Source organism: Rhodococcus sp. AB351 (assembly GCF_049538275.1).
Taxonomy (GTDB): Bacteria; Actinomycetota; Actinomycetes; order Mycobacteriales; family Mycobacteriaceae; genus Rhodococcus.
In genome coordinates this window covers 26,463-45,429 of the sequence record NZ_JBMVFW010000006.1, presented here as the reverse complement: position 1 = coordinate 45,429, position 18,967 = coordinate 26,463, and the positions used below count along the sequence as shown (strand labels likewise).

The window sequence follows — 18,967 nt, the reverse complement described above, 5'->3', positions numbered from 1 at the left end:
GCGGCGGCTCAGGCCTTGCCGATACCGCCGGCGATCCCTTCGTCGATCTGCTCGACCAGGGCGGAGCCCAGGCGCGCGAGCGCGCGCACCTGGTCGTCGTCGAGGCCGTCGAACACGAGCCGGCGCACCGCCTCGACGTGACTCGGTGCCGCCTCGACGACGGTGTCGTAGCCGGCATCGGTGAGCACGGCGTACGAACCGCGACTGCCGGGAACCGGTTCCCGCTGCACCCAGCCGCGCTTCTCGAGGCGCGTGACGACGTGCGAGAGCCGCGACAGCGACGCGTTGGCCTCGGCGGCGAGGGCGTTGAGACGCAGTCGGCGCTCGGGGTGCTCGGAGAGCAGTGCGAGGACGAAGTACTCGAAGTGCGTCATGTCGGAGTCGCGTTGCATCTGGGTGTCGAGCGCGGCCGGCAGTCGCGTGACGACGGAGACGAGCGCCCGCCAGGCGTTCTGCTGCGTCGGATCGAGCCACCGCGGGTCCTCGTTGCTCATGCCTGCTCCTCGCTCGTTCGGTCGTTGTCGCACCCGGCCGGGGAATGGGAATGGCCGCGCGACGGGTTCTCCTCTATGATACTTGAAGCTTCAACTTGAGGGGATGTCATGACCACCGATTCCGCGACCACGCCCGCCTTGTTCCTCAGTCACGGCGCCCCGCCGCTCGTCGACAGCGAACTGTGGGTGTCGCAGCTGCAGTGCTGGGCAGGCGACCTGCCGCACCCCACGGCGATCCTCGTGGTCTCCGCGCACTGGGAATCCGCCCCGCTGACCATCGGGTCGACGACCACCGGCACCCCGCTCGTGTACGACTTCGGGGGATTCCCGCGCCGCTTCTACGAGGTGACCTACACCAGCCCCGGCGCCCCCGAACTGGCCCGGCAGGTCGCGGCACTCATGCCCGACGACGAACCGGTGGTGCAGCAACCGCACCGCGGACTCGACCACGGTGCCTACGTGCCGCTGACCGTCATGTACCCGGACGCCGACATCCCGGTGCTGCAGATCTCCCTGCCCACACTGGATCCGGAACGCCTGCTGCACCTGGGCGCACGACTGCGTCCGCTGCGCGAGCAGGGCGTGCTCATCATCGGCTCCGGATTCACCACGCACGGTCTGCCCTTCCTGCGCGACCCGCGTCCCGAGGCACCCGCGCCGGGCTGGTCCGCGGAGTTCGACCACTGGACCGCCGAGCAGCTCGCGCGCGGCGACGTCGACGCGCTGCTCGACTTCCGGCACCGCGCACCGGGCATGCCGTACGCGCATCCGACGGTCGAGCACTTCGCCCCGCTGTTCGTCACGCTCGGTGCCTCCGACGCTCCCGGCCGCGGCATCGACCAGGTCGTCGACGGGTTCTGGATGGGCCTGGCCAAGCGCTCGTTCCAGGTCGCCTGACGGCGGCTGCAGAGCCGGACGAGGTCCCTGGGATGATGGGGCGCATGTCCGGCGAGCCCACCACCATTCCCGCAGCCACCACCGACTCCTCGGGTGGCGGCCGTTCCGATTCGACGACCACCCGCGAGCAGTTCCGCCAGCTGGCCGCCGAGCACCGCGTGGTCCCGGTGACCCGCAAGGTGCTCGCGGACGCGGAGACCCCGTTGTCGGCCTACCGCAAGCTCGCGGCAGACCGCCCCGGAACCTTCCTGCTCGAGTCGGCGGAGAACGGCCGGTCGTGGTCGCGGTGGTCGTTCATCGGCGCCGGGAGCCCGGCCGCGCTGACCGTCGTCGACGGCGACGCCGCCTGGTACGGCAACGTCCCGGCCGGCGCGCCCACGGGTGGCAACCCCGTCGACGTCCTCGGCGAGACCCTCCAGTTGCTCCACACGGACCGCATCCACGGACTGCCGCCTCTCACCAGCGGCATGGTCGGCTATCTCGGCTACGACGTCGTCCGTCATCTCGAGAAGCTGCCGACGCTCGCCGAGGACGATCTGCAGATCCCCGAGATGGTGATGCTGCTGGCGACCGACCTCGCGGCCGTCGACCACCACGAGGGCATGATCTGGCTCATCGCCAACGCCGTGAACTGGGACGGCTCCGACGAACGCGTCGACGAGGCCTACGACGACGCCGTCGCCCGCCTCGATCGGATGACCGCGGCGCTCGCCGCGCCCGCACCGGCCACCGTCGCGACCTATTCGCGGCCCGAACCCGACTACCGCCGTCAACGCACCACCGAGTCGTTCTGCACGGACGTCCGCAAACTGATCGGTGACATCGAGGCCGGTGAGGCCTTCCAGGTGGTGCTCTCGCAGCGCTTCGAGATCGACTGCGATGCAGAGCCGATCGACGTCTACCGGATGCTCCGCGCGTCCAACCCCAGCCCGTACATGTTCCTGCTCCACATCCCCGGCCCGGACGGCGAGACGGCCTTCTCGATCGTCGGGTCGAGCCCGGAGGCGCTCGTGACGGTCTCGGACGGGGTGGCCACCACCCATCCCATCGCCGGGACCCGGTGGCGCGGCGCGAACGAGGAGGAGGACATCCTGCTCGAGAAGGACCTCGTCCACGACGAGAAGGAGAACGCCGAGCACCTCATGCTCGTCGATCTCGGCCGCAACGATCTCGGCCGGGTGTGCACGCCGGGCACCGTCGAGGTGCACGACTACCGCCACATCGAGCGGTACAGCCACGTGATGCACCTCGTCTCCACGGTCACCGGGCGACTCGCGGAGGGCAAGCACGCCCTCGACGCCGTCACGGCGTGTTTCCCCGCCGGGACCCTGTCGGGGGCGCCGAAGGTGCGCGCGATGGAACTGATCGAGGAACTCGAACCCACCCGCCGCGGCATCTACGGCGGCATCGTCGGTTATCTCGATTTCGCGGGCGACGCCGACACCGCCATCGCGATCCGTTCCGCTCTCGTCAAGGACGGCGTCGCCTACGTACAGGCGGGCGCCGGCATCGTCGCCGACTCCGATCCGGAGGCCGAGGACACCGAGGCCCGCAACAAGGCCATGTCCGCCCTCGCCGCCGTGGCCGCCGCATCCACCCTCACCACCTACGGCGGTGACGCACGGTGACCGCGGAGACGCCGGACGCCGCCCCCACCACCGGGCGCCGGCGCCGGCCGACCGTCATCGCCGCCCTGCTGCTCGGGGTCGGCGCGGCCCTGCTGTGGGCGTCGAGCCGGATGACATGGGTCACCGCGGTCTCGTCCGACGGACTCGGGATCGACCGCGTCGACGACCTCGAGGGTGGCCGCTGGGCGGCGGCACTGACCCCGCTCGCTCTCGTGCTGCTCGCGGCGGTCGCCGCCGTCTTCGCGGTGCGCGGACTCGCGCTGCGACTCGTCTCGCTCGTGGTCGCGGCCGTCGCCGTCGCCGCCGCGATCCCCGCCGTCCGGTTGCTCACCGGTGACGCGGACCCCGAGACCGCGGCCGGTGTCGCCGCGCTGCCCGACCGCGCGACCGTGACCGCCGTCGAGACCTATCCGCTGCCGGCCGTCCTTGCGATCGTCGGCGCCGTCGCGGCCCTCGCCGCGGCGGTGACGCTGTGGCGCACCCCGCGCGAGGCGGCCGGATTGTCGTCGAAGTACGACGCCCCGGCAGCACGTCGCGAGGCGGCCGCCCGGCGCGCCGAGAACGACGAACCCCTGTCCGAACGCGGTCTGTGGGACGCACTGGACGCAGGTGAGGATCCCACGGACGACGGTGGCGAGGGTGATACAGGCACCCGCCGGTGACCGCTGTAAACCACTTCACTACTCTTCTAGACAGATCCGATGAGCTTGATCACATCGGGATTGAGCAGGGTGGGAAAGGACTCGAGCCACGATGACAGTTCTCGATTCGATTCTCGAAGGAGTGCGAGCAGACGTCGCCGCCCGTGAGGCGGCCCTCGATCTCGCCTCCGTCAAGGCTGCCGCCGCAGCCGCGCCCCCACCGATCGACGCCAAGGCCGCGCTGCGCGAACCGGGCATCGCGGTCATCGCCGAAGTGAAGCGTGCCAGCCCCTCGAAGGGTGCTCTCGCCGACATCGCCGATCCCGCCGAGCTCGCTGCAGCGTACGAGTCCGGAGGCGCTCGCGCCATCAGCGTTCTCACCGAGGAACGCCGATTCCACGGCAGCCTCGCCGACCTCGACGCTGTCCGTCGCGCCGTCCGTATTCCCGTGCTGCGCAAGGACTTCGTGGTCGGTCCCTACCAGATCCACGAGGCGCGGGCACACGGCGCCGACATCGTGCTCCTCATCGTCGCGGCCCTCGAGCAGACCGTGCTGACGGCGCTGATCGACCGCGTCGAGTCGCTCGGCATGACCGCGCTGGTCGAGGCGCACACCGAGGAGGAGGCCGACCGTGCCCTCGAGGCCGGCGCCACCGTCATCGGGATCAACGCCCGCAACCTCAAGACCCTCGAGGTCGACAAGACGACGTTCTCGCGCATCGCGCCGGGCCTGCCCAGCAACGTGCTCAAGATCGCCGAGTCGGGTGTTCGCGGCCCGGCCGATCTGCTCGCGTACGCGGGCGCGGGCGCCGACGCGGTGCTCGTCGGAGAGGGACTGGTGACCAGTGGGGATCCGCGCCAGGCAGTCGCCGAACTGGTGACGGTGGGCACGCATCCGTCGTGCCCCAAGCCCGCACGCTGACCGTCCCGGCCGGTCCGGACCCCCACGTGATCCGCGTCGCGTGGTGGGGCAGACTGGACGCGTGACTGCAGACGATTCCGCACTTTCCGCCAAGGGCCGAGGGCTTCCCTCGATGAGCGAAGCCCTCGCCACTCCGACCGCGCACGAACCCGACGTCCGCGGCCATTTCGGAGTCTTCGGTGGCCGCTATGTGCCCGAGGCGCTCATGGCGGTGATCGAGGAGGTCACCGCTGCCTACGAGAAGGAACGCGTCGATCCCGGCTTCCTGGCCGAACTCGACCGCCTGCAGCGCGACTACACCGGCCGCCCGTCCCCGGTCTACGAGGCCACCCGCCTGAGCGAACACGCCGGCGGAGCGCGCATCTTCCTCAAGCGCGAGGATCTCAACCACACCGGCTCGCACAAGATCAACAACGTGCTCGGGCAGGTGCTGCTCGCCAAGCGCATGGGCAAGACCCGCGTGATCGCCGAGACCGGCGCCGGCCAGCACGGCGTCGCCACCGCCACCGCATGCGCGCTGCTCGGTCTCGAATGCCGCGTCTACATGGGTGAGGTCGACACCGAACGGCAGGCCCTCAACGTCGCGCGCATGCGTCTGCTCGGCTCCGAGGTCATCGCCGCCAAGACCGGCTCGCGCACCCTCAAGGACGCGATCAACGAAGCGATGCGCGACTGGGTCACCAACGCCGACAACACCTACTACTGCTTCGGCACCGCCGCCGGCCCGCACCCCTTCCCGGCGATGGTCCGCGACTTCCAGCGCATCATCGGCCTCGAGGCCCGCGCACAGATCCGCGAGCTCACCGGTCGCCTGCCCGACGCCGTCGTCGCCTGCGTCGGCGGTGGATCGAACGCGATCGGCATCTTCCACCCGTTCATCGACGACCCGTCGGTCAAGCTCGTCGGCTGCGAGGCCGGGGGAGACGGGGTGGAGACCGGACGGCACGCCGCCACCATCGGCGGCGGCACCCACGGTGCCCTGCACGGCGCGTTCTCGTACCTGCTGCAGAACGAGGACGGCCAGACCATCGAATCGCATTCGATCTCCGCCGGTCTCGACTATCCCGGCGTCGGCCCCGAACACGCCTGGCTCGCCGACACCGGCCGGGCCGAGTACCGCGCCGTCACCGACAGCGAGGCCATGGAGGCCTTCGCGTTGCTGTGCCGCACCGAGGGGATCATCCCCGCGATCGAGTCCGCCCACGCCGTCGCCGGTGCCGTCAAGCTCGGCCTCGAACTCGGAAAGGGCGCCATCGTCCTGGTCAACCTCTCCGGCCGCGGGGACAAGGACGTCGACACCGCCGCCAAGTGGTTCGGCTACCTGCCGACCGACGAGTCCGCAGACCAGACCGGCCCCGAAGGAGCAGCCCAGTGAGCGCCCCGCACGAACGCCTGACCGAGATCTTCGCGACCTGCCGCGCCGAGAACCGCGCCGCACTGGTCGGCTACCTGCCGGTCGGCTATCCCACCGTCGAGCGCTCCGTCGAGGCGATGAAGACCCTCGTCGAGGGCGGCTGCGATCTCATCGAGGTCGGCATCCCCTACAGCGACCCGGTCATGGACGGCACCACCATCCAGAACGCGGCGTTCGAGGCGATCGCCAACGGCGTCCGGGTCCGCGACGTCTTCCCGGCCGTCGAGGCGATCACCGCCGTCGGCGGCGCCGCGGTCGTGATGACCTACTGGAACCTCGTGCTCAAGTACGGCGTCGAGAACTTCGCGCGCGACCTCGCGGCCGCGGGCGGACTCGGCATCATCACGCCCGATCTCGTCCCGGACGAGGCGGAGGAATGGATCGCCGCGGCCGACAAGTACGGACTCGGCAGGATCTTCCTGGTCGCACCGTCGTCGACCAACGAGCGCCTCGCGACCACCCTCGACAAGTGCCGCGGCTTCGTCTACGCCACCTCGACCATGGGTGTCACCGGCGTCCGCGACAGCGTCGACAACCGCGCGCCGGAGATCGTCGCCCGGGTGCGCACGCACTCCGACATCCCGGTCGGCGTCGGTCTCGGTGTGCGCAACGGCGCCCAGGCCGCGGAAATCGCGGGCTATGCCGACGGCGTGATCGTCGGCTCGGCGCTGGTCTCCGCCGTCGCCGAAGGACACGACGCGTTGCTCGCACTGACTCGGGATCTCGCGAAGGGCGTTCGCTCCGCTAACGTGCACTCGTGACATCCACTGCGTCTGTTCTGGCCTATCTGCCGAGTCCGCCGCAGGGCGTCTGGTATCTCGGACCGTTCGCCCTCCGCGCCTACGCCCTGTGCATCATCGTCGGGATCGTCGTGGCGATCTGGTGGGGTGACCGCCGCTGGGTCGCGCGCGGCGGACAGGCCGGCACCGTCCTCGACATCGCCGTGTGGGCGGTGCCCTTCGGCCTGATCGGTGGGCGGCTCTACCACGTCGCCACCGACTGGCAGAAGTACTTCGGGGACGGCAACGACCCGGTCGACGCCCTGAAGATCTGGGAGGGCGGCCTCGGCATCTGGGGTGCGGTCGCCTTCGGTGCGCTCGGCGCGTGGATCGGCTGCCGCCGGCGGGGGATCCCGCTGCCGGCCTTCGGCGACGCGCTCGCTCCGGCGATCCTGCTGGCGCAGGCCATCGGACGCCTCGGCAACTGGTTCAACCAGGAACTCTACGGTCGCGAGACCACGGTGGCGTGGGGACTCGAGATCTACGAACGGCGCAACGACGCCGGGCAGGTCGCGCCCGGGCTGGTCGACGGGGTGTCCACCGGTGAGGTGGCCTTCGTCGTGCACCCGACCTTCCTCTACGAGCTGCTGTGGAATCTCCTCGTCGTGCTGCTGCTGGTGTTCGTCGACCGGAAGTTCACGATCGGCCACGGACGCCTGTTCGCCCTGTACGTCGCCGGATACTGCGCGGGCCGGTTCTGGATCGAGCTCATGCGCACCGACGCGGCGACCCAGATCGCCGGTATCCGGATCAACTCGTTCACCTCGGGCATCGTGTTCGTGCTCGCGGTCGCCTACTTCGTTCTCGCACGCAAGGGCCGTGAGGACCCGGCGTCGCTGAACCCGGCGGCTGCGGGCGCCGGAGCGGAGCCGGCCGCGCAGGACGAGGGCGGGGCGGCCGCAGGGAAGGCGGTACCCGCCTCGGAGTCGGCGGACGCCGAGTCGGGCAGCTCGGAGTCGGCCGCTGCCGAGTCGGGCAGCTCGTCATCCTCCGCCGGTAGAGTCGACGAAGCGACGTCCGGAGACAGCAAAGGGGATCACTCGTGACCACACAGGACCCGGGAACTTCGGGAGCATCCGATTCGGAGCCTGCCAAGCCGGAGCCCGACACGACGGAGCCTGCCAAGCCCGACCTGACCAAGCGGAGCGAGTCCGCCTCCGGTGCCGACACACCGGAGCGGTCCTCGGACAGTGAGCACACCCCGCCGCCCGATCTCGGACGCGCGTTCGACTACGACGCCACCGCGCAGGCATCGTTGTCCGCTCAACCGCCCACCCTCGACTCCCTCGGTGGTGCCACCGGCACTCCGGGACCGGGATGGGACACCTACTCGGGTGTGGGCAACGGACCGGGCTGGGGAACCACGCCCAGCTATCCGCCGCCGGCCGACCACGAGTCCGACTATCCGCCGCCGGGCGACTATCCCTACGGCGAGCATCAGGGCCGGCCCGAAAGCGGCACCGGACCGGTCTACGGGACACCCGATCCGCACTACCCGATCGGGTCCCCGCAGCAGGATCCGTCGCAGGGCCGCTACACCGGTCCGCAGGGATCGCACCAGGCACCGGGTTACGGTCCGCCGCCGCAGGGTGGGCAGGGTTACGGCCCACCGCCGCAGGGCGGACAGGGTTACGGTCCGCCGCCCGGCTACGGGGTGATGCCCGCCTACGGTTACCCCGACCCGTCGAACCCGTACGGTTGCGACGCCGCGGCGCCCTTCGGACGCGATCCCTACACGGGCGAGCCGTACTCCGACAAGAGCAAGGTCACCGCGGGTGTGCTGGAGATCCTGCTCGGCGCCTTCGGTGCCGGACGCTTCTATCTCGACCAGCCGGGTACGGCGGTCGCGCAGATCGCCGTCACGTGGCTCACCTGCGGCATCGGGGGCATCTGGCCGCTGATCGACGGCATCCTCATGCTCACCGGCAAGGTCCGCGACAAGAACGGACGCCAGCTCCGCCCGTGACATCCCGACGACTCCGTCCCTTCGGCACCCCGGCGACACGCGCCGGGGTGCTGGGATGGAGGGTCGCAGGCGCGGAGGCTAGGCTCGAAGCGTGACCCGACGCACCAAGATCGTTTGCACTATGGGGCCGGCCACCGCCGACCCCGATGTCCTGCGGAATCTCGTCGACGCCGGAATGGACGTCGCCCGCCTGAATTTCAGCCACGGTGAACACGCCGACCACGAGGGCCACTACAACCGGGTCCGCGCTGCGTCGGAGGCCTCCGGGCACGCCGTAGGCATCCTCGCCGATCTCCAGGGGCCGAAGATCCGGCTCGGACGATTCGCCGAGGACCGCACCGTGTGGGAACACGGTGAAGTGGTCCGCATCACCGTCGACGACGTGGTCGGAGACCACGACCGCGTCTCGACCACCTACAAGGAACTCGCCCAGGACGCCGTCGCCGGCGACCGGTTGCTCGTCGACGACGGCAAGGTCGGTCTGGTCGTCGAGGCGGTCGAGGGCAACGACGTCGTCTGCCGCGTCATCGAGGGCGGGCCCGTCAGCAACAACAAGGGTGTCTCCCTGCCGGGGATGAACGTCTCCGTTCCGGCCATGTCGGAGAAGGACATCGAGGACCTCGAGTTCGCCCTGCGCCTCGGTGTCGACTTCATCGCCCTGTCGTTCGTGCGGTCGCCGGCCGACGTCGAACTCGTTCACGAGGTCATGGACCGCGTCGGGCGGCACGTGCCGGTGATCGCCAAGCTCGAGAAGCCCGAGGCCGTCGAGAATCTCGAGGCCGTGGTCCTCGCCTTCGACGCGGTCATGGTGGCGCGCGGCGACCTCGGCGTCGAACTTCCGCTCGAGGAAGTGCCGCTCGTGCAGAAGCGCGCGATCCAGATCGCACGCGAGAACGCCAAGCCCGTCATCGTCGCGACGCAGATGCTCGAATCGATGATCGAGAACTCGCGTCCCACCCGCGCCGAGGCCTCCGACGTGGCCAACGCCGTGCTCGACGGCGCCGACGCCGTGATGCTCTCGGGTGAGACCTCCGTCGGCAAGTTCCCCGTCGAAACGGTCCGCACGATGGCGCGCATCATCGCCGCCGTCGAGTCGGATTCGACGGAAGTGCCTGCGTTGACGCACGTTCCGCGCACCAAGCGCGGTGTCATCTCGTACGCCGCCCGCGACATCGGCGAGCGTCTCGACGCCAAGGCGCTCGTCGCGTTCACCCAGTCGGGCGACACCGTGCGACGACTCGCGCGGCTGCACACCCCGCTGCCGCTGCTCGCCTTCACGCCCGTCCCGCACATCCGCAACCAGCTGGCGCTGACGTGGGGCACCGAGACCTTCTCGGTCGAGCCGGTCGACACCACCGACCAGATGGTCGAGCAGGTCGACGCGGCGTTGCTGTCGCTGGGGAGGTACCAACGCGGCGACCTCGTGGTGATCGTCGCCGGAGCGCCTCCGGGACGCTCGGGTTCGACCAACCTCATCCACGTGCACCGGCTGGGCGAGAAAGACACCCGGTGACACTGTCGGACACAACGGATCTCGACGTTCTCCTCGGCCTCCTCGATCTGGAGCAGGTCGAGGAGAACGTCTTCCGTGGCGGCCATCCCGCGCAGGTCGGCAGCCGCACCTTCGGTGGCCAACTCGTCGCGCAGGCGCTCATCGCGGCCGGACGCACCGTCGGTGACCGTCCCGTGCACGCGATCAACGCGCACTTCATCCGGGGCGGCGACGTCAAGCGGCCCATCGACTACCACGTCGTCACCCACCGGGACGGCCGCGACTTCGCGAACCGGATGGTCACCGCCTACCAGGACGACCAGGAACTGTTCGTCATGCTCGCCGCCTTCCAGCGGTGGGGCAAGGGCCTCGAACACTCGGTGACCGTTCCCGATGTTCCACTGCCCGAAGCGCTTCCGCCGATCGGCGAACGTCTGCGCGGCTTCGAGGAGCAATTGCCGCATTTCGTCGGCGCGCTCAAGCCGATCGACATGCGGTACGCCAACGACCCCGCCTGGGTGTTGCGGGGAACGGGGGAGAAGCTCGGCCACAACCGCGTGTGGATGCGCGCCGACGGGCAACTACCCGACGATCCGCTGCTCCACGTCGCCACGCTGGCCTACGCGTCCGACACGACCGTCCTCGACTCGATCCTTACCACCCACGGCCTGTCGTGGGGACTCGACCGGATCGTGGCGGCGACGGTCAATCATTCGATCTGGTTCCACCGTCCGGTCCGCTTCGACGAATGGCACCTGTACGCCACGGAATCCCCGGTGGCGGCCGGTTCCCGCGGGATGGCGACGGGCCGCTACTTCACCATCGAGGGCGAACTCGTCGCGACCGTCGTGCAGGAAGGGCTCATCCGTCACTTCCCGCCGCGTCGCCCGTCGGGGAGCTGATCGGCCGATCGATCGAGGGCAGCCGACAGCGCGCGCATGCCCTCCACGATCCGTGCCAGTTCCTCGGTCCCGGTCTCCCCGCACAGGGCCCGCGCGGCGTCGGTGTGAGTGGGACCGATGGCCCGGATCGCGTCGCGCCCGGCCGACGTCATCGCGACGAGTTTGGCGCGACGGTGCGCCGGGTTGGGGCGGTACTCCGCCAGTCCCTTGTCGACGAGGAGATCGGCGATGCGCTGGACGCTCTGCCGCGTGATGCCCATTTCGCGGGCGATCGCGGACACCGGCAGCGGAGCGGGGGAGACCGCACCGAGGACCTGCCACCAGGCCGCGGTCAGGCCGACGGGACGAGCCAGGGTCTCGGCCAGCGCGAGGAACTGCCCGTTGAGCCGGAAGGCCGTCAGTGCGGCCGCGCTGAGCAGCTCGGCCTCGACCGGGTGCCGCTCGGCCGCGTTCTTCTCGGCCGCGTGCTGCTCCGTCACGAGCCGGAGGACATGAGCTCGTAGTAGCCGCGCGGGTCGCGCTCGCCGTAGAGGGCGTACCAGGCGTCGAGCACGCGCGGTTCGTACAGGTCGAGCCGGGCGAAGATCGCGCGGGCGAAGTCGACCGGGGCGATGCCGCTCGCGGTGATGAGATCGCCGTCCGTGACCGCGGGTTCGTCCCGGTACAGATCGGCGCCCCCGTAGCCGACGCCCTGCAGGAATTCGAGAGCGTTGCTCGTGTGCGGCCGCTCGTCGAGCAGTCCCGCAGCCGCGAGCGCCCCGGTCGCGCCGCAGATCGCAGCCACCGGAACGCCGGCGTCGAGGAACTGCCGGGTCTTGTCGACGAAGGGGGCGTAGGCGTCGGTCGGCCAGATGTCGTTGCCGGCGAGGATCAGCATCGCGCTGTCCTCCGGCGTGACGTCTGCGAGCACGGTGTCGGGGAGGATGCGGAGTCCGCCCTTCGTCGTGACCGGTTCCGTCGTGGCTCCGACCGTGCGGACGCGGTACCGGCCGGGACTGCGCTGCCATTCGGGATCTGCGATGTGCGGCGTGACGTATCCGATCTCCCAGTCCGCCAGGGTGTCGTACACGGCGACGTGAACTGTTTCGGTCATGACAGCATGCTGACAAAAAGGCAGCATGCTGTCAATAGTGTGTCTGCTCCGATCGAGGGTGATTTGCCGGGTGGTCGCGGAGGCGATTAGCCTTGATCAGGACCACGTCGTGGCGCCACTGTCGTCGAAGGTCGCATGCGACCTCATCGGAGGAGAAGATGGGCAACACTCACACGCAGACTGTGAGCACACGCGCTCGACGCGCCGTGGCTCCTGCGTGTTGTCGTTGCCGCTGATCGCCCCTGTCCGGGGCTGCTCGCACTGCTCTCACGATTCCCCTGAGTCCGCTGTGACCGACGATCCGGCGGTGACCGGGAATTCCTCGCATCCGATGCGGTTCGAAAGGCACATCATGTCCGATTCGACGGTATTGCCCGTCATCGATCTGTCCGATCTCGACGGCGACGAAACAACGCGCAACACCCTGCTCGATCGCCTCCGGGAGGCCACCCACGAGATCGGGTTCTTCCATCTCGCGGGTCACGGGATCGACCCCGTGCTCGCCGACGAACTCGTCGCGGCGGCCCGCGAGTTCTTCGCCCTCCCCGAGGCGGACAAGCTCTCGATCGAGAACATCCGCTCACCCCACTTCCGCGGCTACACCCGTGTCGGTGGCGAACGCACCCAGGGCTACGTCGACTGGCGCGAACAACTCGACATCGGCCCGGAACGCGATGCCGTCGCCGCGATCGACCCCGACCGCCCCTGGGAGGTGCTGCACGGCCCCAATGTGTGGCCCGAGCAGGTCCCCCGACTACGCGAACTGGCACTGCGGTGGATCGACGAGGCCGGCAACGTCGGACGCCGACTGCTCGGCGCATGGGCCGAATCCCTCGGTGCCCCCGCCGATCACTTCGAGGACGCCTTCGCCGATCCCGACCCGCTGCTGAAGATCGCGCGGTATCCCGGGCACGACCGCTCGGTCACCGATCAGGGGGTGGGCAGCCACAAGGACGTCGGCGCGCTGACGTTGCTCTATCCCGAACCCGGCAGCACCGGATTCCAGGTCGAACGCGACGGCCGGTGGGTCGACATCGACCCGCTCCCAGGGCATTTCATCGTCAACATCGGCGAACTCCTCGAGGTCGCCACCGGCGGCTACCTCCAGGCGACCGTCCATCGCGTGCTGCCGCCGCCGGCGGGCACCGACCGCGTGTCGCTACCCTTCTTCCTCAATCCCGGTCTCGACCGCGAACTCCCGCCGGTGGAGCTGCCCGCGGATCTCGCCGCGGCCGCCCGCGGCGTGGGCCCCGACGCCCACGGCGGCACGCTGCACGCCGTCTACGGCCTCAACGCACTCAAGTCCCGCCTGCGGGCACACCCGAACGTGGCGGAGCGTTTTCACGCGGATCTCCTCGCCCGCTTCGCCGCACACCGATAATCGATCTGTCCGTCCCCGCATTTCCGAAGTCCCCGCATCTCCAACGGAAGGTATCCACCCGATGTCACTGCGTCGTATCGTCGTCGCGTCCGCCGCGCTCACCCTCGCTGCGGGCCTCGCGGCCTGCTCGTCGTCCGAAGGGGACGACACCACCCTCCGGATCTCGGCGTCGTCCACCCCGCACGTCGAGATCCTCGACCAGATCGTGAGCACCGGGGCGCTGGGCGACTACGAACTCGACATCGTCGAGATCACCGGTGAGGTCGATCCCAACGAACTGCTCGAGGCCGGCGACGTCGACGCGAACTTCTTCCAGCACGAGCCCTACCTGACGGACTGGCAGAAGCAGAAGGGTGTCGACGACCTCGTCGCCGTCGCCGACGTGCACCTCGAGCCCATCGGCCTCTACTCGAACAAGATCGCCTCGCTCGACGAGCTGAAGGACGGCGACACCGTCGCCGTGCCGCGCGACACCACCAACTACGCCCGCGCGCTGTACCTGCTCGAATCGGCCGGTCTGCTCGAGATGGACGTGCCCTTCGAGGAGGCCGACCTGTCGGTGGTCACCGAATCGAACATCACCGCCAACCCGAAGAACCTGAACCTCGTCGGCATCGAGCGTCCGCAGCTCGCCCGTCAGCTCGACGACGCGCAGATCACCGCCGCCGTGATCAACTCCAACTACGCGCTCGAAGCCGGCCTGAACCCGGCCGAGGACGCCATCGTCACCGAAGAGGTCGAGGACAACCCCTTCTCCAACCTGCTCGTCGTGCGGGCCGAGAACGAGAACGACCCGGCCGTGACCGCGCTGGCCGAGGCCCTCGAGTCGCCCGAGACGGCTGCCTGGATCGAGGAGACCTACTCCGGCGCCGTGCTGCCGGTCCACCCGACGAACTGATGATCGTCGTCGAGAACCTCGTCAAGACCTTCCCCGGAGCCGGGCGCTCCGGGGAGGTCGCGGCGCTGCGGGGGGTGTCGCTCGAGATCCCGGACGGCGAGATCTACGGCATCGTGGGCCCGTCCGGATCCGGCAAGTCCACGCTGCTGCGCTGCCTGAACCTGCTCGAGCGGCCCACCTCGGGACGGATCCTGCTCGGCAAGGACGATCTGTCGACCCTGTCCGGCGCGGACCTGCGTGCGGCCCGTCGCAGGATCGGGACGGTCTTCCAGCAGTTCAACCTGCTGCACTCGCGCACCGTGATCCGGAACGTCGAGTTCCCCCTCGAAGTGGCCGGGATCGGCAAGGAACAGCGCCGCAAGCGGGCGCTCGAGCTGCTCGATCTCGTCGGCCTGGCCGGCAAGGGGGAGAGCTATCCCTCGCAGCTGTCCGGTGGTCAGCAGCAGCGCGTGGGCATCGCCCGCGCACTCGCCGCCGAACCCGAGGTGCTGCTGTGCGACGAGGCCACGAGCGCCCTGGACCCGGACACCACCGATCAGGTCCTCGATCTCGTCGCCGAGGTGAACAGACGACTGGGTGTCACGGTCGTGGTGATCACCCACGAACTCGGCGTGCTGCGCCGGATCTGCACCTCGGCCGCCCGGCTCGACGCCGGACAGGTGGTCGAGACGGGCCGGATCGTCGATCTCGTCGCCGATCCCGAGTCGGCGCTCGGGCACGCACTCGTCCCTGTCGGCACCGATCCGTCGACGGGTTCGGGTGCCGACACAGCTCTGGTCACCGCGATCGGTGATGCCGCGCACGGACCGTGGCTCGCGGAGATGATCCGTGCGATCGACGCCGACATCGCTGTGGTCGGCGGCCGGGTCGAACAGGTCGGCAGCGTCACCGTGGGACGGATGCGCCTGCGGTTCACGGCGGGCACCGATCGGGCACTCATCGAGGGCTTCGTGGCCGAACGCCCGTATCTGAGCCTGGCGTGGGGAACGGAAACCGAACTGGAGGGACTCACGGAATGACGGTGCAGGCGCGATGAACAAACTGCAGTGGTACGACGCCTTCCCGGAGGTGTGGGAAGCCACCCTCGAGACGCTCTACATGGTTGCGGTGTCCTTCGTGCTCACCGTCGTCGGTGGTGTGCTCGTCGGGATCGTGTTGCAGTTGACGTCACCGTCCGGTCTGTGGCCCCGCCGGACGCTCAACACCGTCCTCGGCGTGATCGTCAACCTGTTCCGCTCGCTTCCCTTCCTCATCCTGCTGATCGCGCTGATCGGGTTCACCCGCTTCATCGTGGGCACCGCGATCGGGCCGACCGCGGCGATCGTGCCGCTGACGATCGGTGCCATCCCGTTCTTCGGCCGCATCGTCGAATCCGCTCTGCGGGAGGTGCCCCGGGGCCGGGTCGAGGCGGCCCAGGCGATGGGGGCCACCAACGCGCAGATCGTGCGCAAGGTGCTGTTGCCCGAAGCGCTGTCCCCGCTGATCGCCGGTGCCACCCTCACCCTCGTGCTGCTGGTGGGCTATTCGGCCATGGCCGGTGTCATCGGTGGTGGCGGTCTCGGCGACTTCGCGATCGTCTACGGCTACCAGCGGTTCAACACGCCGGTGCTGTTGCTCGCGGTGGTCGTGCTCATCGTGATGGTGCAGATCATGCAGTCGATCGGTGATCTGATGGTCCGCAGGCTCGCGCACCGGCGGTGACGCCCGACAGCCGGGCGCACCACCGGTGCGTCCGGCTCAGCGGTCGAGCTTCGCGATCGCCTCGTCGACGAGCGGGACGTAGCGGTCGATCGACCACGGCACGGTGAGCGGATTGATCATCGACGATCCCGTGACGAACGGCTGCTCCTCCGGCGCGACGAGCGAGCCGCGCGCGATCGCCGGAATCTGCTGGTAGACCGGCTGCGATTCGATCTCGGCGCGGTTCGCCGGGTCGGAATAGAACGTGAAGACCAGATCCGAGTCCTTCAGCAGTCCGGCGTTCTCGAGGCCGATGACCGCCGAGTCGGTGCCCTCGGTCTCCTCGAGAGTCCCGGCGACCGGATCGACCGTCAGCCCGAGTCCGCGGACCATCGCCACGCGCTGCTCGTCGGGCATGAAGACACCCAGCGTGCCGGGCCCGGTGTTGTAGATGTAGGAGAACGTCACGCCGGCGTACTCGGGGTGTGCGGCCGCGGTGCGTTCGAAGGTGTCCTCGATCCCGGTGATCAGATCCAGCGACTCATCGTGTTTGCCGAGCGCGGTGCCGATGGTCTCGATCTGGTCCTGCCAGGTGATCGTCCACGGCAGTTCGGGGTAGGCGACGGTCGGGGCGATCGCCGACAGCAGCTCGTACTGTTCCTGCGTGATCCCCGACCACGGCGCGAGGATGACGTCCGGGGCGAGGCGGGCGATCGCCTCGACGTCCACCTCGGTACCGCCGGTGAACTGCTCGGGCAGCGGCTCGCCGCGTTCGGTCAGCTCCTCGTGGATCCAGGGCAGGTATCCCGTTTCGTCGCTGCCCCAGGGATACTCCTCCATCCCCACCGGGGTGACACCGAGAGCGATCGCCGTCTCGGCCGAGCCCATCCCGAGCGTGACGACCCTCTCGGGCTGCGCGTCGATCTCGGCGGTGCCCAGTGCGTGCTCGATCGCGACGGGTTCGAAGTCGCCTGTCGCAGAGCCGTTCGCGTCGTCGCCACTGCCGGACGAGCACGCGGTGAGCGCGACGGCGGCGGCGACGAGTACGACTACCGCGCGCGGCCCGCGGCGGCGCGGGGATCGGAATTTCATGAGTACCTCTCGCTGATCGGGGCCATGTCGAGAGGTGAGCCTAACCTTCTGGCCGGACCGCGGGTTACCGACAGATTTCCGGGCGGTCCACGACTTCGTGATGTCCCACAAACAGATCGCGAGACGGATGTCACATTTGATAGTATTCTGTTACCGAAACCGCTCACGGCCCGAGCGGGAGAGGGGACGGCCGCACTCGGCCACCGCGGGGGTTCGCTCATCACCGACGATTCGTCGACCGGGAACGATGAGTGGATGCGGGGGTACGGGATGCGTCGTTCCGGGGAGGAACGGAGATGCTCATGGTTGCATCCACGGACAAGAGGTCCGATTCGATGCCACGCTCGAATCGGCGGATTCTCGCGATCATCGCGCTCACGGGAATGCTCACGATCGGATTCCTGGCTGCGGTGTTCACCGGGTCGTATCTGATCGGTGCCGCATTCGCCATGCTCACCGGCGCATGCATCGTGCTGGCGCACCTGATGATCGCGCCCGCCTCGATCATTCACGACGACGAGACGGAGACGGCCACCCGTCCCGAGATCCGAGAGCGGTGGCATCCCCTCGGTAGTGGATCCTGAACTCGTCCCGGCCCGCCGATGTCGCGGCGCCGCCGCGACACGCGGGTTCCCCGGACGGGCGGGTGTGCTCGGTTAGCATCTTGCCCGTGACCGACTCGCTGCGCATCCTCGTCTACAGCGACGATGCGACCGTGCGGCAACAGGTTCGTGATGCCCTCGGTACCCGCCTGCACCCGGACCTGCCTCCACTCGACTACGTCGAGGTCGCGACACCGCCGGTCGTTGTCGAACGCATGCACGTCGGCGACATCGCTCTCGCGGTGCTCGACGGTGAATCCGCTCCGGCCGGTGGCATGGGAATCGCGAAGCAACTCGAGGACGAACTCGACTCGTGCCCGCCGATCATCGTGTTGATCGCCCGGGCCGACGACGAGTGGCTCGCCCGCTGGTCGGGCGCGGAGGTGGCGCTGCGCCATCCCGTCGACCCGATCAGGCTCGGCCGGCAGGTGCTCGCTCTGCTCACCCCTCGCTCCCGCCCCTCCTGACCCTTCCGGCGCGCGACCGCCCGGCCGCGAACTCGTATGCGGGGCCGGAGAATCTACTCTCCTTCCGGTTGTGGAGCAGTCCGACACGCCGCCCCGAATCGAGGGCGTGAAATCGCGACAAGTCCGACGCGAACAGCACTAGTGTGTGCCGTAACTCACAACCCGGAGCCGGGGTGGAACCGCCCGGCGCACGGCGGGGGTGGGTTCGCGGGCACGAGCAGACCCGCGGCCGGATTCGCGCGAGCAACCGGAGGTCGCATGAACGCTTACGTACCGATCCTGGTACTCGGTGGCATCGCGCTCGCCTTCGCGATCTTCTCCGTCGCGGTGGCGAGCCTCGCGGGCCCGAGCCGGTACAACCGCGCCAAGCTCGATGCGTACGAGTGCGGTATCGACCCCACCCCCCAGCCGGTGGGAGGTGGCCGCTTCCCGGTGAAGTACTACCTCACCGCGATGCTGTTCATCATCTTCGACATCGAGATCGTCTTCCTGTACCCGTGGGCGGTCCATTTCGACGCGCTCGGCGTCTTCGGTCTGGCGGCGATGGCGCTGTTCATGTTCAACGTCTTCGTCGCCTACGCCTACGAGTGGAAACGAGGAGGCCTGACATGGGACTGAC

At 69.1% G+C, this 18,967-nt stretch carries 21 protein-coding genes; 17 read left to right on the top strand and 4 right to left on the bottom strand.

Annotated features, from left to right (window positions below; genetic code table 11):
* Window positions 1-8 precede the first annotated feature (8 nt).
* The gene (locus ACPCXD_RS14280) at window positions 9-494 is read right to left on the bottom strand and encodes a MarR family winged helix-turn-helix transcriptional regulator (protein ID WP_016696037.1); all 486 of its coding nucleotides are present in this window, start codon (window positions 492-494) and stop codon (window positions 9-11) included.
* 108 nt (window positions 495-602) lie between these two features.
* On the opposite strand from ACPCXD_RS14280, the gene ACPCXD_RS14275 reads away from it, so the two are divergent.
* From ACPCXD_RS14275 to ACPCXD_RS14230, 10 genes are all read left to right on the top strand, one after another.
* Window positions 603-1,391 (top strand): dioxygenase family protein, encoded by a 789-nt coding sequence (locus tag ACPCXD_RS14275; RefSeq protein WP_423660038.1) that lies wholly within the window; start codon window positions 603-605, stop codon window positions 1,389-1,391.
* Window positions 1,392-1,435: 44 nt separating this feature from the next.
* Entirely contained in the window at window positions 1,436-3,019 is a 1,584-nt protein-coding gene (locus ACPCXD_RS14270; RefSeq protein WP_024101208.1) for an anthranilate synthase component I, read from the top strand.
* Window positions 3,016-3,681: a TIGR02234 family membrane protein gene (locus ACPCXD_RS14265; protein WP_016696040.1), complete on the top strand. Its 666-nt coding sequence runs from the start codon at window positions 3,016-3,018 to the stop codon at window positions 3,679-3,681. The genes ACPCXD_RS14270 and ACPCXD_RS14265 overlap by 4 nt, the downstream gene beginning before the upstream one ends.
* A gap of 91 nt (window positions 3,682-3,772) precedes the next feature.
* Window positions 3,773-4,582 (top strand): indole-3-glycerol phosphate synthase TrpC, encoded by an 810-nt coding sequence (trpC, locus tag ACPCXD_RS14260; protein WP_016696041.1) that lies wholly within the window; start codon window positions 3,773-3,775, stop codon window positions 4,580-4,582.
* A 112-nt stretch (window positions 4,583-4,694) separates the two neighbouring features.
* On the top strand, window positions 4,695-5,957 hold the full coding sequence (trpB, locus tag ACPCXD_RS14255) for a tryptophan synthase subunit beta (protein WP_160875910.1): 1,263 nt from the start codon (window positions 4,695-4,697) through the stop codon (window positions 5,955-5,957).
* Window positions 5,954-6,757, top strand: a complete 804-nt coding sequence (gene trpA, locus ACPCXD_RS14250; protein ID WP_423660035.1) for a tryptophan synthase subunit alpha — start codon at window positions 5,954-5,956, stop codon at window positions 6,755-6,757. Before trpB ends, trpA begins: the two co-directional genes overlap by 4 nt.
* A complete protein-coding gene (gene lgt, locus ACPCXD_RS14245; RefSeq protein ID WP_229565016.1) occupies window positions 6,754-7,821 on the top strand; it encodes a prolipoprotein diacylglyceryl transferase in 1,068 nt (355 codons plus the stop codon). The genes trpA and lgt overlap by 4 nt, the downstream gene beginning before the upstream one ends.
* Complete coding sequence (locus tag ACPCXD_RS14240; protein WP_423660033.1) at window positions 7,818-8,741, top strand: TM2 domain-containing protein; 924 nt, start codon at window positions 7,818-7,820, stop codon at window positions 8,739-8,741. Before lgt ends, ACPCXD_RS14240 begins: the two co-directional genes overlap by 4 nt.
* 91 nt (window positions 8,742-8,832) lie before the next feature.
* Entirely contained in the window at window positions 8,833-10,254 is a 1,422-nt protein-coding gene (gene pyk / locus ACPCXD_RS14235; RefSeq protein WP_026061874.1) for a pyruvate kinase, read from the top strand.
* Window positions 10,251-11,135, top strand: a complete 885-nt coding sequence (locus ACPCXD_RS14230) for an acyl-CoA thioesterase II (RefSeq protein ID WP_229565015.1) — start codon at window positions 10,251-10,253, stop codon at window positions 11,133-11,135. Before pyk ends, ACPCXD_RS14230 begins: the two co-directional genes overlap by 4 nt.
* On the opposite strand, the gene ACPCXD_RS14225 is transcribed toward ACPCXD_RS14230, so the two are convergent.
* Window positions 11,102-11,614 carry a MarR family winged helix-turn-helix transcriptional regulator gene (locus ACPCXD_RS14225; RefSeq protein WP_229565014.1) on the bottom strand — a complete coding sequence of 171 codons (513 nt, stop codon included), beginning with the start codon at window positions 11,612-11,614 and terminating at the stop codon, window positions 11,102-11,104. The genes ACPCXD_RS14230 and ACPCXD_RS14225 overlap by 34 nt on opposite strands.
* A complete protein-coding gene (locus ACPCXD_RS14220; RefSeq protein WP_229565013.1) occupies window positions 11,611-12,228 on the bottom strand; it encodes a DJ-1/PfpI family protein in 618 nt (205 codons plus the stop codon). Before ACPCXD_RS14220 ends, ACPCXD_RS14225 begins: the two co-directional genes overlap by 4 nt.
* A gap of 352 nt (window positions 12,229-12,580) precedes the next feature.
* Here ACPCXD_RS14220 and ACPCXD_RS14215 point away from each other — a divergent pair, with 352 nt between their 5' ends.
* From ACPCXD_RS14215 to ACPCXD_RS14200, 4 genes are all read left to right on the top strand, one after another.
* Window positions 12,581-13,609, top strand: a complete 1,029-nt coding sequence (locus ACPCXD_RS14215) for an isopenicillin N synthase family dioxygenase (RefSeq protein WP_423660029.1) — start codon at window positions 12,581-12,583, stop codon at window positions 13,607-13,609.
* Between the two features lie 61 nt (window positions 13,610-13,670).
* A complete protein-coding gene (locus ACPCXD_RS14210) occupies window positions 13,671-14,507 on the top strand; it encodes a MetQ/NlpA family ABC transporter substrate-binding protein (protein ID WP_016696051.1) in 837 nt (278 codons plus the stop codon).
* Window positions 14,507-15,526 (top strand): methionine ABC transporter ATP-binding protein, encoded by a 1,020-nt coding sequence (locus ACPCXD_RS14205; RefSeq protein ID WP_145691111.1) that lies wholly within the window; start codon window positions 14,507-14,509, stop codon window positions 15,524-15,526. Before ACPCXD_RS14210 ends, ACPCXD_RS14205 begins: the two co-directional genes overlap by 1 nt.
* 13 nt (window positions 15,527-15,539) lie before the next feature.
* Window positions 15,540-16,208: a methionine ABC transporter permease gene (locus tag ACPCXD_RS14200; protein ID WP_016696053.1), complete on the top strand. Its 669-nt coding sequence runs from the start codon at window positions 15,540-15,542 to the stop codon at window positions 16,206-16,208.
* Window positions 16,209-16,244: 36 nt separating this feature from the next.
* Here ACPCXD_RS14200 and ACPCXD_RS14195 read toward each other — a convergent pair whose 3' ends face one another.
* The gene (locus ACPCXD_RS14195; RefSeq protein WP_423660026.1) at window positions 16,245-17,279 is read right to left on the bottom strand and encodes an iron-siderophore ABC transporter substrate-binding protein; all 1,035 of its coding nucleotides are present in this window, start codon (window positions 17,277-17,279) and stop codon (window positions 16,245-16,247) included.
* A 335-nt stretch (window positions 17,280-17,614) separates the two neighbouring features.
* On the opposite strand from ACPCXD_RS14195, the gene ACPCXD_RS14190 reads away from it, so the two are divergent.
* The 3 genes from ACPCXD_RS14190 to ACPCXD_RS14180 all read left to right on the top strand — a co-directional run bounded on the left by ACPCXD_RS14190 (window position 17,615) and on the right by ACPCXD_RS14180 (window position 18,966).
* The gene (locus tag ACPCXD_RS14190) at window positions 17,615-17,863 is read left to right on the top strand and encodes a hypothetical protein (protein ID WP_229565009.1); all 249 of its coding nucleotides are present in this window, start codon (window positions 17,615-17,617) and stop codon (window positions 17,861-17,863) included.
* Between the two features lie 80 nt (window positions 17,864-17,943).
* Window positions 17,944-18,348, top strand: coding sequence for a hypothetical protein (locus ACPCXD_RS14185; RefSeq protein WP_229565008.1), 405 nt, complete (start codon window positions 17,944-17,946; stop codon window positions 18,346-18,348).
* Window positions 18,349-18,606: 258 nt separating this feature from the next.
* Window positions 18,607-18,966, top strand: a complete 360-nt coding sequence (locus ACPCXD_RS14180; protein WP_016696057.1) for an NADH-quinone oxidoreductase subunit A — start codon at window positions 18,607-18,609, stop codon at window positions 18,964-18,966.
* The last annotated feature ends 1 nt before the right edge of the window (window position 18,967 follow it).

What these genes read in the sequence shown, in the direction of transcription:
- ACPCXD_RS14280 (WP_016696037.1), bottom strand. Translation starts at nt 494, where the DNA reads ATGAGCAACGAGGACCCGCGGTGGCTCGATCCGACGCAGCAGAACGCC.
- ACPCXD_RS14275 (WP_423660038.1), top strand. Translation starts at nt 603, where the DNA reads ATGACCACCGATTCCGCGACCACGCCCGCCTTGTTCCTCAGTCACGGC.
- ACPCXD_RS14270 (WP_024101208.1), top strand. Translation starts at nt 1,436, where the DNA reads ATGTCCGGCGAGCCCACCACCATTCCCGCAGCCACCACCGACTCCTCG.
- trpC (WP_016696041.1), top strand. Translation starts at nt 3,773, where the DNA reads ATGACAGTTCTCGATTCGATTCTCGAAGGAGTGCGAGCAGACGTCGCC.
- trpB (WP_160875910.1), top strand. Translation starts at nt 4,695, where the DNA reads ATGAGCGAAGCCCTCGCCACTCCGACCGCGCACGAACCCGACGTCCGC.
- ACPCXD_RS14220 (WP_229565013.1), bottom strand. Translation starts at nt 12,228, where the DNA reads ATGACCGAAACAGTTCACGTCGCCGTGTACGACACCCTGGCGGACTGG.
- ACPCXD_RS14215 (WP_423660029.1), top strand. Translation starts at nt 12,581, where the DNA reads ATGTCCGATTCGACGGTATTGCCCGTCATCGATCTGTCCGATCTCGAC.
- ACPCXD_RS14210 (WP_016696051.1), top strand. Translation starts at nt 13,671, where the DNA reads ATGTCACTGCGTCGTATCGTCGTCGCGTCCGCCGCGCTCACCCTCGCT.
- ACPCXD_RS14205 (WP_145691111.1), top strand. Translation starts at nt 14,507, where the DNA reads ATGATCGTCGTCGAGAACCTCGTCAAGACCTTCCCCGGAGCCGGGCGC.
- ACPCXD_RS14200 (WP_016696053.1), top strand. Translation starts at nt 15,540, where the DNA reads ATGAACAAACTGCAGTGGTACGACGCCTTCCCGGAGGTGTGGGAAGCC.
- ACPCXD_RS14195 (WP_423660026.1), bottom strand. Translation starts at nt 17,279, where the DNA reads ATGAAATTCCGATCCCCGCGCCGCCGCGGGCCGCGCGCGGTAGTCGTA.
- ACPCXD_RS14190 (WP_229565009.1), top strand. Translation starts at nt 17,615, where the DNA reads ATGCCACGCTCGAATCGGCGGATTCTCGCGATCATCGCGCTCACGGGA.
- ACPCXD_RS14180 (WP_016696057.1), top strand. Translation starts at nt 18,607, where the DNA reads ATGAACGCTTACGTACCGATCCTGGTACTCGGTGGCATCGCGCTCGCC.